A 14983-nucleotide genomic window follows, 5' to 3' on the forward strand; every position below is an offset into this window, starting at 1 on the left:
AAAACGCCCTATAAAGCGTTTTTAAGATAATATCATGTTCATTTTACGTTCCAGGGTTTACTAAAATCTTTATAAAATAAACTTTAACTTTCTAAAATTTAGAAAGTGGTTTAGAATACTCTTATGACAAAGATTAGTGACATAGCAGCAAAAGCCTCCGTATCTATAACAGCAGTATCTCTGGCACTAAACAATAAACCCGGAGTGAGTGAAGAAACCAAAAACCGAATATTGCAAATTGCAAAAGAGATGAACTATACCAAGACTGTAAAACAGAATAAAGTTGGTTCTCTTCGTCTAATGAGAATTGTCAAACATGGTCACACAATTAATACAGACCATGATAATTTCTTATCCCACTACATTGATAATATTACCAGAGAGAGCCGTAACAACTCCTGTGAACTCCAGACTGTTTCCTGCAGTATTAACGAAACAAATCATATCCTTAAAGGTTTTATCCAGGACGGCATCATGGGTGTTATTGTTATTGGCACTGAACTCACAAAGGAAGATGTAAGGGAATTCGAATGCTATGATATCCCCATCGTATTTATTGATACATACCATCCAAGTATTCACTTTGACTTTGTCAATATGGATAATTACAGCGCTGTGAATGATATTGTGACCCTCCTTGTCAAAAATGGGCACAAAGAAATTGGGCTTGTAAGCTCTCCTGTGGATGTTGAAAATTTCAGACGTAGAGAGCGGGCCTTTAAAACTCTTATCACAGAGTATGAACAGGTGAATTTAACAGAATATAATGTCCATTCCACCTTCGAGGGAGCTCAAAAGGATTTTGAAAAATTGATAGAAGGGAAGGCAAACCTTCCAACAGCTCTCTTCTGTGTGAATGATATAATAGCCCTGGGATGCATGAAAACCCTTAAAAAAAATGGTATACAAATCCCTGAGGATATATCTGTTGTTGGATTTGATAATCTGCCCCAATCCCGTATGTCCACCCCTGCTCTCACGACAGTGCAGGTTAATCATGCAAAAATAAGTGAGTTTGCTCTCAGACTTCTTTTCGACAGAATAGAATCGGACTCTCCCGAGTTAAGATTAAAGGTCTCTGTTGGAACATCTCTTATAATAAGAGAAAGTGTGCGTGTTCTCAATTAATAATCAATTCACTATACAATTCGAACAGACCCGGAGCCCAAAAAAAACCTCAAAGTTTTGTCAACTTTGAGGTTTTCAGTATAAAAAAAGCTTCAGCCTTCTTTTTATGATTTCTTTAATTTATAGATTACCGATGGTGGCTACCATCACTGCTTTAATTGTGTGCATTCTATTTTCGGCTTCATCGAACACAACAGAGTGCTTACTTCTGAAAACTTCATCAGTGACTTCCATTGAATCAAGACCAAACTTCTCTTTAATATCCATACCAACCTCTGTCTCCAGGTCATGGAAAGCAGGAAGACAGTGAAGGAAAAGAACATCGTCATTTCCGGTCTTCTTAATCATATCCATATTGACCTGATAGGGCCTGAGCTGTTTGATTCTCTGTTCAAACATAGCCTCTTCTCCCATGGAGACCCATACATCAGTATAAATAACATCTGCACCCTTTACGGCATCCAGACTCTCGGATAGTTCAATAACCGCACCCGTCTCTTTTGCAATTTCATTCATCTCGGCAACCAGCTCTTCAGAAGGAAAAAGCTCTTTTGGAGCCAGGGCTACAAAGTGCATACCCATCTTAGCGGCACCGATCATCAGTGAATTACCCATATTGTTTCTGGCATCACCTGCATAAACAAATTTAACCTTGTTCAATGGCTTATGGCAGTGCTCCATTACAGTCAGAAAATCTGCAAGGATCTGAGTCGGATGATAAAGGTCAGTCAGACCATTCCAGACAGGAACTCCCGCATGTTCTGCCAGGGTGGCAACAGTCTCCTGTTTGAACCCCCTGAACTCGATTCCGTCATAGAATCGTCCAAGTACTTTAGCTGTATCTTCAATGGACTCTTTCTTACCCATTTGACTGTTGGTCAAAAAAGTAACAGACCCGCCCTCATCAAAGGCAGCTGTTTCAAAGGCACATCTGGTTCTTGTGGATGCCTTTTCAAAGAGCAGTACTATATTTCTTCTATCAAGAAGATCACCTCTGACCCCGGCTCTCTTCTTTCTCTTCAGATCCAGAGAGAGATCCAGCATATACCTGATCTCCTCGGGTGTGAAATCTTTCAATGTCAGGAAATTTCTTCCTCTTAGATTGACTGCCATTTATGTTCTCCTAATCTTCCAGCTTGAGTAAAATCACTCTGGTGTTTTAATTTCAGTGGCCAAAGGACCAATTAATATCAATTTATCGCTGCACGCCTCAGGGGCATACTCATACATCGGGGACCGCCCCGCCCCCGAACAAGTTCGGAGCCCTCTATCTCAATAACCTCAACTCCGTTTTGCCGCAGAGTTTCATTGGTCGCCTGATTTCTCCTGTATGTTACAACAACTCCCGGGGCAATTGCCAGAGTGTTTGTGCTGTCATTCCACTGCTCCCGGGCAGCGGTGATCTTGTCACCCCCCCCGGATTTTAAGATTTGAACATCATCTCTGTCCAAAGCATCGTTCAGAGCCTTTACAAGATTATCCTTGGGAGTGATCTTTAATGAGCCCCCGGATGCAGGAGTCATACTGAAAATCTTAATTTCATTTTCAATTCCCGGAAAGATGGTGAACTTATCAACATCCAGCATTGTGAATACCGTATCAAGATGCATATAGGCTCTCTTGAAGGGAATCTGAATAACCACGATCTCCCGTACACCCGAAGCACCTTTAAACAGATTTTCTGCAATTTTCTCAATAGCCTCGGGAGAGGTTCTGGCACTGCAGCCTATGGCAACAGCCTTATCACTGAGAACAAGTATATCTCCGCCCTCAATTGAATCAGCATTATTATAGTCATACCAGACTGGTGCGTCAGAGCTGTCGATACCTGAATGATAGCGATTGATATAGGAGAGAATCATGGTCTCTCTGTTTCTGGCGGAGGTTTTCATTGAGTTGATTGAAATTCCATTACCGATGATCGCACCCGGATCTCTTGTAAAATAGAGGTTGGGAATGGGGTTTATATAAAAGGGATAGTCATCAGTGATGTAATAGGAGAGACTTCTGCTCTCCTCTTTATAATTGATTTCATTCTTGTGGAGACCCGTAATAAAGATCTCAGCCAGTGCAGCTGATTCACTTGCATGCAGATATTCCAGAATGGCATCGCTCTCTCTCAGCTTGGTAATTCCTGTAAACTCGGCCATCTCGGCAATAAGCTCATTTTTGACATGAGACTCTTTGAGGATGTCCGCAAGAAGCTGATCATAGTAGTAGACCTCGCATCCTCTGGCGCGCAGAGCATCAGCAAAAAGATCATGCTCCTCCTGCATCTTTCCCAGCCAGGGAATATCATCAAAAAGAAGCTCTTCCAGATACTGGGGGATTAACCTTTCCAGCTCTTTTCCGGGCCTGTGAAGCAGTACAGCTTCCAGCTTTCCCACCTCGGACTGAACATTGTAAGAGAGCAGATTGCTCATGGAAACATCCTTTGTTACTATTGATGTAGTAATACTATCTCAATATTTTTATTTTAGCAAGAAAATGTTATTTCAGTATAAATGATATCTCCTTTTTGGAAAGCAGTAGATTCACAGCAAACTGCCTGATGATCCATTATAAAAAAATAAGGCCGAGACATAATCGTCCCGGCCAAAAGTCATAAATAGATTATCTTACACAAAGCCCTGAGCCATCATGGCATCGGCAACTTTGATAAATCCACCGATATTGGCTCCATTTACATAGTTCACAAAGCCGGAATCATCTTTTCCGTATTTAACACATGTTTCATGAATACTCTTCATTATCTCCTGGAGTCTTGCATCAACTTCTTCTCTAGTCCAGGAGAGACGCATGGAGTTCTGTGTCATCTCAAGTCCGGAAACAGCGACTCCACCGGCATTGGCAGCTTTACCGGGACCATAAAGAACTTTTGCCTCAAGAAGAACTTCTACCGCTTCAGGGGTACAGGGCATATTCGCACCTTCACTGACTACGAAACAGCCGTTTGCAACAAGTGTTTTAGCATCAGACTCATCAATTTCATTCTGTGTGGCACAGGGAAGTGCAACATCACATTCAACTGACCAGGGGCGTTTACCTTCGTTGAAGCTGACATTATATTTTTCGGCATATTCAGAAATACGGCCCCGTCTTGTATTTTTCAGATCCAGAACATAGTTCAGTTTCTCCGTATCAATTCCATCAGGATCATAAATAGAACCGCTGGAGTCAGAAAGGGTGACAACCTTACCACCCAGCTCAATAACCTTCTCTACTGCATACTGAGCGACATTCCCGGAACCGGAAATGGCTACAGTTTTACCCTTGAAACTGTCATTTTTAGTTTTAAGCATCTCTTCGGCAAAATAGACTGCACCGTATCCGGTAGCTTCGGGTCTGATAAGACTGCCCCCCCACTTCAGGCCCTTTCCAGTTAATATCCCGGTAAACTCATTTCTGATTCTCTTATACTGTCCGAACATATATCCGATTTCTCTTCCACCCACACCGATATCACCGGCGGGAATATCGGTATTCGGTCCGATATGACGCTGCAGCTCGGTCATAAAGGACTGACAGAAACGCATGACTTCATTATCTGACTTCCCCTTGGGATCAAAGTCGGAACCACCCTTACCTCCACCCATGGGGAGTGTTGTCAGGCTGTTTTTGAAAACCTGTTCAAAAGCCAGGAATTTCAATATTCCCAGGTTCACTGTGGGGTGAAAACGCAGTCCCCCCTTATAAGGACCGATGGCACTGTTCATTTCGATTCGATAACCCCGGTTGATCTGAATTTCACCCTTATCATCTACCCAGGGGACTCTGAACATCAAAACTCTTTCGGGTTCTGTCATTCTCTCCAGTATTTTAGAGAACTGATATTCGGGATTCTCATCCAGAAAAGGCATAAGTGATTCGACAACCTCTTTCACTGCCTGATGGAATTCAGTTTCGCCCTGATTCTTGGCAATAATTTTTGCCATAAATTCATTAACTTTTACATTTACCATTATGTTGTCCTTGAAGTATTTATAGTGTTAGAGGCTCCGGCATTTCCACCGGTTTTCCCTGAGATACATATAACACGGAAATGAATAAAAAATTATTTTTTACGTGAATCACGTAGAGAATTACGTAATTCCCTGAGCCGGATAAGAGGATTCAGATTTCGATGATGCTGTTTTTGATTGCAAATTTAACCATATCAACTGCAGTCTTGAGATTGAGCTTCTGCATAATATGATTTTTATGGGATTCTACAGTCCGGATACTGATAAACAGCTTCTCGGAAATCTCGTTATTGGTATAACTGTTTCCCCATAGGGTCAGAACTTCCAGCTCTCTTGAACTCAGTGAGTGCAGTTCCTTCTGTTCCGGAGAGGGGCTGTCGGATTTCAGATCTGTAATATATTTTTTAAGTAATAGCTGGGTAATGGATTTACTGTAATAATCATGGCCGTTTCGGAGGGTAAAGATTGCCTCCAGCAGATCATCCTGATCGCTGTCTCTGGCCAGAAAACCTTTCGCCCCTGCCTTGATAGTCTTGTGGATAGTGGCTTCATTTGCAGCCATGGAGAGTATAAGAATCATAACTTTGGGATGGACAACAGACATCTGTACTATGAGATTCAAAATCCGTGCATCCAGAACATCAGGATTTAATATAAGAATATGCACCTGATCCAAAGCCGGAGATTTTAAAAGGCCGTCAACTGAGGTCTCTTTTAATAGAACCTGAATACTCTCCAGATCATCAAGGAGACGGCAGATTCCCTCAAGGAGAAGTTTATGTTCGCTGCAGACCCCAACTCTAATTTTACCCATAATTAACTGTTCTCAATAATCACTGATTTTTTCTCTTTTCCATCCATAAGAACCTTTAAAGCCTTATCAAAACGTATATGTCTGAAAAAACTTGTCTGATGAATCACCTGTTTCTGATATAGGCTGTCCCAGTTGATAAATTCAGAATTTGACAGATCATTTACCGAAAAATATCCTATATTCATGGAAGTCACATTATGGAAGAAATGAGATCCCAGTGATGAATCAAGGGGAAAGTTCTTCAGACTGATCTCTACAATTATCCGGGCATTTGATATCTGAGCCCAGTTTACAGGAATACCCAGATACTGGTCACGAGTACCCCATCGTCCCGGTCCGATCAGAATATAATGCCTGTCTTCTCTACTCATGAGATTATTAAGATATTCTATCTCTTTAACCATATCCAGTGTCTTCATCTTATCGAACTTTTCCGGATCAATATAGATAACATCATAAAGGTCATCAATCTCTCCATTACCTAGACTGGTCTGTGTATACAGCAAGGCCTTTGAACGCATGATCTCATCCAGTTCAAAATGGAAACTGCTCCGGCTCTCAACCATGGGTTTAGTCTGGAGCAGATAAAATGTAGGAAGCCCGTTTTCAGCCTTACAGAGATCAACGGCAAACTCTATCTCCACAGGGGATCCCAGGGCATCCTTCAGTGTAGCAAGGAGAAGTTCCAAAGTCTTAGCCAGGGGAATATAATCATATTTTAGAATATTGGCGAAGTTCATGATACGCGGTCCGGCTGCGGAAAGACCGGGTACAATCCTGTCATTCTGGGAGTCATACACCGAGACACAATGCTTTAGAGCACCATGACTTTCGGCCTCTGAGATATCCAGAAGTGTCATGGAAGCCAATTCACCATCAACTGCATAGTCCATATTGATCTTACGGCAGTCAACTGCATAGAATTTCACCTGAGAACTACTGATAATATCCTTCATGGAATACATATTCACCTTGGGATATTTAGGTGAGAAACGGTATGAAGTCATTCCATCCACGACATACGTTCCCAGTCCGAAGGCTGCCATTGCAAAACCCTCTTCAGGTTTCATATGAGCCACAGGGTAATAGTTATAAGAACAGGCAGTACCGCTGACATGAGGATAATAGTAATCTCCATAACGCTGCCCCACCAATTCCTGAAGAACAACAGCCATCTTCTCATCTTCCACCCTGTGATGAATCGCCTTGTAATAGCCTTGTGCTTCATCAGAGAATACAGAAGCAAATACCAATTTAATGGCCTGCTTCAGTTTCTCCAGAACCATACCCTTCTGTTCTCGGCAGTTGGGTATTATATAGGTATGGAAAACACCCGCAAAGGGCTGTGTAAATGAGTCTTCCGACAGACTGGAAGAACGGATAGCCAGAGGCTTATGTACCTGTGAAAGAAAATCGGTCAGTTTGTCTTCAAGTGCAGGGGAGAACTCACCCGCCAGAAAATATTGCTTAATCTTGTCAAAACTCTGATTTCCACCGATTATTTTTTCATATAGCTTATTCATGTGAAGGAAGTTATCAAACTCTTCTGTCCCGATAATTGCGGTTTTAGGTGTCCTGATATTTATAGCATCTGTAACAGTTGAGAAGTCCAGATTATTTATAAGAGTACTGATAAAGGCAAGACCTCGTCCCTTCCCTCCCAGGGAACCTTCAGCAAGTTTTACAATGTTTTTCTCATCTATTGTAGAGACTTCCTCAAAGCGGAAGATACGTCCTTTCTTCTTTTCATCCTGATATTCTTTAATGATTTCCAGAAGGTTCTTTCGGAAAGATGAAACATCCTCAACAGATTTAATCTTCAGCGGATTGATAGTCTTTGCCAGTTTGATCTCTCCCCTTGCCATCAGCCAGATAGAGAACTGGTTCTCAAGAGCATGAAGATAGAATGTCTCATCCGGTACCAGGAGCAGCTGCTCTTCAAATTCCCTGAGAGTTTGTGCAACTGCAATCTGCCGGCCCCGTCTGTCTCTGAAAATGAAATCACCAAATCCCAGATAGTAATTCAGATATTTCTTCAGATCATTCAGGAGGGTCTCAGAATTTTTATTCATAAAGAAGACATCAAGGTCTTCGGCATTCTTCAAATTTTCATCATCAGAGGACTGGAGAATTATGGGAAGCTTCATCATATGAGATTTCACATATTTGATAAATTTTATGCCAGCCGTCTTATCCGGTTTTCCACCGTGTTCAAACTCAATATCTGAAATAACACAGAGAAGATAATCCTTGTATTGATTGAAAAGATGCATAGCATCCTCATAGTTTCTAGCCAGAAGAATCTTAGGACGGGATCGCATCTTACTGATCTTATCCAGTTCGTTCTTCTCGACTTCCGGAAGCAGCTGCTGTACCTGACCAAAGACAATGCCATAAAGCATCTGCAAATATTTTGAATAATACAAAGAGGAGTCTTCAACCAGAAGAATCACCCGAACCAGCCCGACCTGTGTATCATTGGCGACATTGATTCTATCCTCTATTGATTTAACAATAGAAAAGATAATCTGGGAATCTCCATTCCAGAAAAAAAGGTTATCCAAAGTTTTTGAGGACGCCACCAGTTCTTCAAAGTGTCTAATTTTACTCTTCTGATTCAAAAGCAGATAAACCGGGAGAGAGGGAACTATATCTTTAATTTTTTCACTCAGAGAAACCGGAGCATCAAGATCTAAACCTACCATCAGAATAACCAGGTCAAAGGATTTATTCCCAAGCATCTCCAGAGCTTCCTCTGCAGTTGTTACCCCTGTAATACGGGGCAGTGAAAAGAGACTGTACTGGTAGATCTCACCCATAAAACGCTCAAAAAAACCGTCTTCTTTTCCAAGAATGAAGGCATCATAGAGAGTTGCGACAAAGAGTATCTCCTTCACCTTATACTTCATCATTTCCAGATAGATGTACTTGTCCAGAACCTGCTGATTAAAGAAGAGCTGCAAGGGGCCTTTGTTGGTCACAAGTGATTTCTTATACTCGGTCTGCTTCTCTATTTCATTCTTCTTATGGATATTCTTTCTGTAAATTTCCCTTCCCTTACTGTTGTTCAGATAAGCGCTGATCAGCTTGGCGATATTGATCAGCAGATCACGCTCCTCTTTCAGGAAAGGGCCCTCATAAGATTCAGGAAATTCCCTGAGATAGACAACCGTGATAAAACCCTTTTTATTATCGAATGTCACAAAGTTTTCACTCTGACTCCAGATAGTTTCCTTATATCCCTGTGTCAGATAATCCCTGCCTTCATAGCAGATTTTCGCTGCAGTACATCGGGGATACTGCCAGGATTGACTCAGTATATGAGCAATTTCAATGAGGGTCTCATCAACAGGTCTATATTCAGAGATAAGACGTGTAGTTCTATTGATAGCCCCCAGCTCTTTAAGACGTTCATTGTTTTCAGACAGTATTTTTTTCAATACATCAGTACCGGCAATACCGGAAATCATACCGGCTATGTTGATAAGAAGATCTCTCTCCTCTTTAAGAAAAGGTCCCTCATCCTCCATAGGAAAATCATCCAGAAGAAAGATCTCAATTGTCCCTTTGATATTTCCGGGGGTTTCGAAGGTCTGCATCTGAACCCATCCGCTCTCCTCGAAATTACAGCTTACAAATTCTTTTTCTTCATAACGGATTCTGACCACCGTGGACTCTGGATATTTCCAGGCTTCAGGCAGTATCTGGCAGATATTCTGCAGGGCCACTTCAAAGGAAAGACTTTTCTTGAGAATTTCAGAAGTCTGATTAATACAGCGCAGCTCCTTCAATCTTTCGGTATTATGGATCAGAAGATCATGAAGAGAACGGTTGGAATAAGTTCCGGAAATAATAGATGCCAGGATATTCAGCAGTGATCTCTCTTCCTTAAGAAAAGGCCCCTCATCTTCAGGAGGGAATTCTCTGAGATAGGAAACCTCAATGATTCCTTTCTTCCCGTCAGGGGTTTCAAAAATTTGTTTAATAGTCCAGGCTGTTTCATGGTAGCCGCTGCTTTCAAACATATTTCCATCAAATATTATCCGTACCACCGTATCCTGTGGATACTGCCAGGCTTCGGGCAGAAGAGAGCAGATCTCCTGGAGAGATTCGGTAAGAGTCCCGTGCTTCATCAGGATAGAATTGGTCAAATTGATACTTTTCAGCTCTTTGAGGCGCTCGTTATTGTCATGATGAAGTATCTTAAGCTGATTCTTGGAGATAAAACCAGTCAGTATATTAACGAGGACTTTAAGATACCCGCCTTGAATTGAGTTTACCCCGGAATCTTTCATATCAGTAGAATCATGCTTAAAGAAAAACTCCAGAGAGTCATCAATATTCTCAGCAAATTCCATGGGAAACTTTGCACAGTTCTCAGTTATTTCAAAACCGGAACTGATATATATACTGTGGTCAATTTCAATCCTGATTGAAACACTATAAGGCTGATCAAGAGAGACTGATAAAAGATTTACAATCTCATTGAGGATGGAATCGAAGGGTCTGTTCTGAGTAGTCAGTTTTATAATTTCGCTGATCAGTGCCATCTGCTTATTATTTATAGTTTCTTTATTTGTCATTATCAGTGCCTCAGCTAAGATGAAATTAACCGGAACGGTCTAATAGGCCGCCCCGGGTATAAAGATCTACATCAGAACAATTCTGTTCTTCTCACAGTCCTTTCTCATCTCTTCTGGCCAGAGACTGGCCTGTACTTCTCCCACATGAGCCTTTCTTAAGAGGAACATACAGAGCCTGGACTGACCGATACCGCCTCCGATTGACTCGGGAAAGTCTCCGGCCAGCAGTCTTTTATGAAAGAACAGTTCTTTGCGATCCTCGGCGTCCCTGATTTTCAGCTGTCTCTCAAGAGCCTCACGGTTTACACGAACTCCCATGGAGGAGATTTCAAAGGTTCTGCCCAGCACAGGATTCCAGAGAATAATATCTCCGTTGAGTCCCTTGGAGCCGGCACCGTTATCACTGCTCCAGTCATCATAGTCCGGCGCACGGCCGTCATGTTCCTGACCATCCGAGAGAACGGCACCTATTCCGATAATGAAAACAGCGCCAAACTCTTGTGCCACCTTTGATTCACGCTCAACAGGGCTGAGATCAGGGTATTTTTTACAAAGTTCTTCCGCCTGTATAAAGGTGATGTCCTCAGGAAGGATTGGAGTAATCTCAGGATAGCTTTCAAAAACCATAAATTCCGTTGCCTTGAGGGTGGCATAGATTTTAGTAACTACAGACTTAAGATAATCGAGATTCCGGTCTGTAGAATTAATGGCCTTTTCCCAGTCCCACTGATCCACATAATAGGAGTGAAGGTTATCGGGATCTTCATCGGGGCGGACGGCATTCATATCTGTATACAGTCCGTAACCCTCGGGGATTTTATAATCTCCCAGCATCATCCTTTTCCATTTGGCCAGAGACTGTGGAATCTCAGCAGTACAGTTCATACCCTTGGGTTTAAAAGATACGGGTTTCTCAATGCCGTTCAGATCATCATTGATACCTGTCCCTGCCTCAATGAAAAGAGGTGCCGTGACACGTCTCAATCTCAGCTGGGCAGAAAAATAGGTCTGAAAGAATGCCTTGATATCGGCAATAGCCTTTTCTGTCTCTTCCAGGGATAACAAGGGTTTATATCCCTTGGGATAGTAATATTCAGCACTCATAAAATTGTCCTTCTAAATTTAACTTTATTTCAGTATAGATCAGTTCTTCCGCTTTGGCTTCTATTAATATCATCTGCCGATTATTTTAAGATCTGTCTATTTTTATATGATAATATAACGATTACCATATCTATCAAAAATAGTTTCGAGAAGGATGGCGTTATTAATGGGCCGCAGTTATAAATCAGAATTAGTGGGCGTTTTCGGACATCCCGTAGCAGAAAACCCAACGATTGTAATGCTGGAAGCAGCATTTAAAGAATTAAATATGGATTGGAGATATCTGACCATTGAAGTACTGCCGGATGATCTGAAAGAGGCTGTTGCAGGCATGAGAGCCATGCAGATGAAGGGAATCAATCTGACGATTCCCCATAAAATTGAGGTTATGAAATACCTTGATAATATTGCACCCGATGCCGCTCTGATCGGGGCAGTGAATACAGTTCGAAAAGAGAACGGAAAGCTGATAGGTGAGAATACAGACGGAAAAGGGTTTCTGGAATCCCTCAGAAAAGATGCCGAACTGGACCCTGCGGGGAAGAATTACCTGATAATCGGAGCCGGCGGTGCTGCCCGCGCCATTACAGTTGAACTTGCTCTGGCAGGGGCAAAAACAATTACTGTCACAAACCGGACAGCTTCAAAAGGTGAAGAGCTGGTAAATCATCTTAATACCAATACTGAGGTTCATGCTGAGTTTCTCCCCTGGGAGGGTTCCCTGGCAGTTCCAGTGTCTACGGATGTTCTTGTAAATGCCACTTCCATGGGCTTATACCCGGCAGTAGATGACAAACCTGAGCTGGACTACAGCAGTATAAATAAAAATATGGTTGTCTGCGACGTAATTCCGAATCCTCCATCTACAGCATTTCTCAAAGAAGCAGCCGAGCAGGGTGCTGAAACCCTCGATGGACTGGGGATGCTGGCCTATCAGGGAGCACTGGGATTTAAGATGTGGACGGGATTTAATGCTCCGGTTGCTATTATGAAAGATGTATTATCCAGAGAATTCATGGAGTGATCGATTCCCATGAATTCTCTGGTTTTATATTATTTTACTCAGGGCGGTCAGGGGCAGATAGAGATAGCTTCGCGTTATCTGAACTATGAGTTCCGGATTCATCACTTATTTTGAAGAAAGCAATTGAATCCTGCATAACTCTGGACTGGCTCGTCAGCTCTTCTGAAGTGGCTGCCATCTCTTCAGAAGCAGAAGCATTCTGCTGAATGACCATATCCAGCTGCTGAATAGCTGTATTGATCTGTTCAGCTCCCATACTCTGCTCTTTGCTTGCGCTGCTGATCTCCTGTATAAGTGATGCGGTCTTCTGAATATCGGGAACGAGTTTATCAAGCATTTCACCTGCTTTTTCAGCAATTTTAACACTTGAATATGATAGCTCACCAATTTCTGTAGCAGCAGTGCCGCTATGTTCTGCAAGTTTCCTAACTTCTGAAGCAACAACTGCAAATCCCTTCCCATGCTCACCGGCTCTAGCCGCTTCGATGGCAGCATTAAGAGCAAGCAGATTAGTCTGACGGGCAATTTCCTCAATAACTGAAATCTTCTCAGCAATGGATTTCATTGCCTCAACAGACTGCTGGACAGAACGCCCCCCCTCTTCTGCATCAACCGCAGATTGAGTAGCAATCCGGTCTGTTTCAATAGCATTCTCAGCATTTTGATCAATATTTGCGGCCATCTGTTCCATGGACGATGAGACTTCCTCTATTGAAGAGGCTTGCTGGGAAGCACCTTCCGATAAAATGACAGAACTGGAACTCAGTTCATTACTCCCGGTAGCAACATTATAGGCACTGGACTGGACATCGGAGATGACGTTTCGCAGGCGGGGTACCATATCATTAATCGACCTTGCCATATCTCCAAGTTCATCTGTTCTCAATGCCTCTTTTGTACTTAGTGAGATCTGAAGATCACCCTCGGCTATTTTTTTGAATATGCTGACAAATGAAACTATTGATTTTGTAATCTGTCCCACAATCAATAAGATAATAAGCCCGGATGCAATAATCGTAATGAGACCCCCGATAAATGTGGTATTCCTCACGATTACCATGGGTTGCATCAGTTCACCAAGAGGTGCGGTGACTGCGATGATCCAGTCAGCACCCTTAACTTCAGAAAACGCCATCAGTTTCCATTGTTTCTGTTCCTCAAAATAGTACTTGAAAATCCCAGTTTTATTCCGAACCATGTACTGCCCGTAGTTTGTATTACTGATATCCAGGCTCAATATGTAATCCTTATTTGGATGACCGATAATCATTCCATAAGGATCGGTCATAAAAGCATAACCGCTATCTCCGATCTTAATTGTAGATAGAACCATATCGTATAGATCAGAAATACTGATTACTGCAAATATAACACCTTTGATGGAATTGTTATTATCAGTGATAGGATTGGAAATTACAAAAATAGGATGTCCTGTAGCCTTGCTGACAAGAGGCTCAGACTTACCCTGTCCACCCTTTAAAGCATCTTTGAAATAATCCCGGTCAGAAACATCAAGATCAGCATAACTGTCTGGGCTTGCCGCAATTACCTTTCCATCAAGTCCTACAAGGGCCAGCCCCTCGTACCATGGAAAATCTATCAGGCCGTTACCGGTAAAAGTAAATACATCCATTATTGCCTGTTCATCACCCTCAAGAGCCTCTTGAAAGAGGTCTTCACGGCTCCAGTTGATAAGATTGGCCGACATATTATCAACCCATTGATCTAAAAACCTGGTTGATGAAGCGGCTTCTCTAATGATTCCATCTTCTATCTGTGCTTCAAGAATGCCTACAGTTTTATAATAGCTGAATCCCTGAACCAATATAACACCAAGGATAAAGATTCCCAGAATTGGAATTAAGAGTTTCCCTTTTAATTTTAGTTTTAATTTAAACATACATGAACTCCTTAAAGATAAGATCTTTAGACACTGATCCCTTTATCAAAACAATTTCAAACAAATAAACTATCGGAACTGAGTTAAAACAGAAATTCCCATAGAAATGCAATTTATTAACTAGCATTAACTTCCTTTTATCCGAAAAAATATTTTCCTCGGATAAAAGGAAAACATCCGGACTGTCTGGTTCTAAAATTTAAATAAGTCTCTTTAAATAATTATGATATTGGATCACAGCTGTCCAAGATAAAATTGCTTCATAAAAACAGCCCCATTTGACCATCTGAAAAAAACATTGATTCTGCCATTGGTTTTGGCTTATTCAACCATAGCCAGAGATCTTTTTTCATGAACAATAGAATTGGAATCACAGCCATCAATGAGCCTACAGTCCATACCGAAGACGATGAATCTGAAAGATATTTTAGAAGTAAAAATGAAATCATGGCTATCCATATTTGCATT

10 protein-coding genes are annotated in these 14983 nt (G+C 41.8%); 2 read left to right on the plus strand and 8 right to left on the minus strand.

The window, feature by feature from the left end; genetic code table 11:
• Positions 1-123 precede the first annotated feature (123 nt).
• On the plus strand, positions 124-1128 hold the full coding sequence (locus DV872_RS09255) for a LacI family DNA-binding transcriptional regulator (RefSeq protein WP_114629639.1): 1005 nt from the start codon (positions 124-126) through the stop codon (positions 1126-1128).
• A 120-nt stretch (positions 1129-1248) separates the two neighbouring features.
• On the opposite strand, the gene argF is transcribed toward DV872_RS09255, so the two are convergent.
• From argF to asnA, 6 genes are all read right to left on the minus strand, one after another.
• Positions 1249-2241, minus strand: coding sequence for an ornithine carbamoyltransferase (gene argF / locus DV872_RS09260; RefSeq protein ID WP_114629640.1), 993 nt, complete (start codon positions 2239-2241; stop codon positions 1249-1251).
• 77 nt (positions 2242-2318) lie between these two features.
• A complete protein-coding gene (locus tag DV872_RS09265) occupies positions 2319-3551 on the minus strand; it encodes an arginine deiminase (protein ID WP_114629641.1) in 1233 nt (410 codons plus the stop codon).
• Positions 3552-3746: 195 nt separating this feature from the next.
• Positions 3747-5090, minus strand: coding sequence for an NADP-specific glutamate dehydrogenase (gene gdhA / locus DV872_RS09270; RefSeq protein ID WP_114629642.1), 1344 nt, complete (start codon positions 5088-5090; stop codon positions 3747-3749).
• Positions 5091-5241: 151 nt separating this feature from the next.
• The gene (locus DV872_RS09275; RefSeq protein ID WP_114629643.1) at positions 5242-5904 is read right to left on the minus strand and encodes a response regulator transcription factor; all 663 of its coding nucleotides are present in this window, start codon (positions 5902-5904) and stop codon (positions 5242-5244) included.
• A gap of 2 nt (positions 5905-5906) precedes the next feature.
• On the minus strand, positions 5907-10487 hold the full coding sequence (locus DV872_RS09280) for a PEP/pyruvate-binding domain-containing protein (protein ID WP_114629644.1): 4581 nt from the start codon (positions 10485-10487) through the stop codon (positions 5907-5909).
• 66 nt (positions 10488-10553) lie between these two features.
• Positions 10554-11591: an aspartate--ammonia ligase gene (gene asnA, locus DV872_RS09285; protein ID WP_114629645.1), complete on the minus strand. Its 1038-nt coding sequence runs from the start codon at positions 11589-11591 to the stop codon at positions 10554-10556.
• Between the two features lie 166 nt (positions 11592-11757).
• Between asnA and aroE the strand changes: the two genes are divergently transcribed.
• Positions 11758-12615: a shikimate dehydrogenase gene (gene aroE, locus DV872_RS09290; protein WP_114629646.1), complete on the plus strand. Its 858-nt coding sequence runs from the start codon at positions 11758-11760 to the stop codon at positions 12613-12615.
• Between the two features lie 34 nt (positions 12616-12649).
• On the opposite strand, the gene DV872_RS26530 is transcribed toward aroE, so the two are convergent.
• Both DV872_RS26530 and DV872_RS26955 read right to left on the minus strand, forming a co-directional pair.
• Positions 12650-14515 (minus strand): methyl-accepting chemotaxis protein, encoded by a 1866-nt coding sequence (locus DV872_RS26530; protein ID WP_158546902.1) that lies wholly within the window; start codon positions 14513-14515, stop codon positions 12650-12652.
• Positions 14516-14775: 260 nt separating this feature from the next.
• A partial coding sequence (locus DV872_RS26955; RefSeq protein ID WP_114629647.1) for a hypothetical protein occupies positions 14776-14983 on the minus strand: 208 nt, incomplete at its 5' end.

The organism is Oceanispirochaeta sp. M1 (assembly GCF_003346715.1).
Classification (GTDB): Bacteria; Spirochaetota; Spirochaetia; order DSM-2461; family DSM-2461; genus Oceanispirochaeta.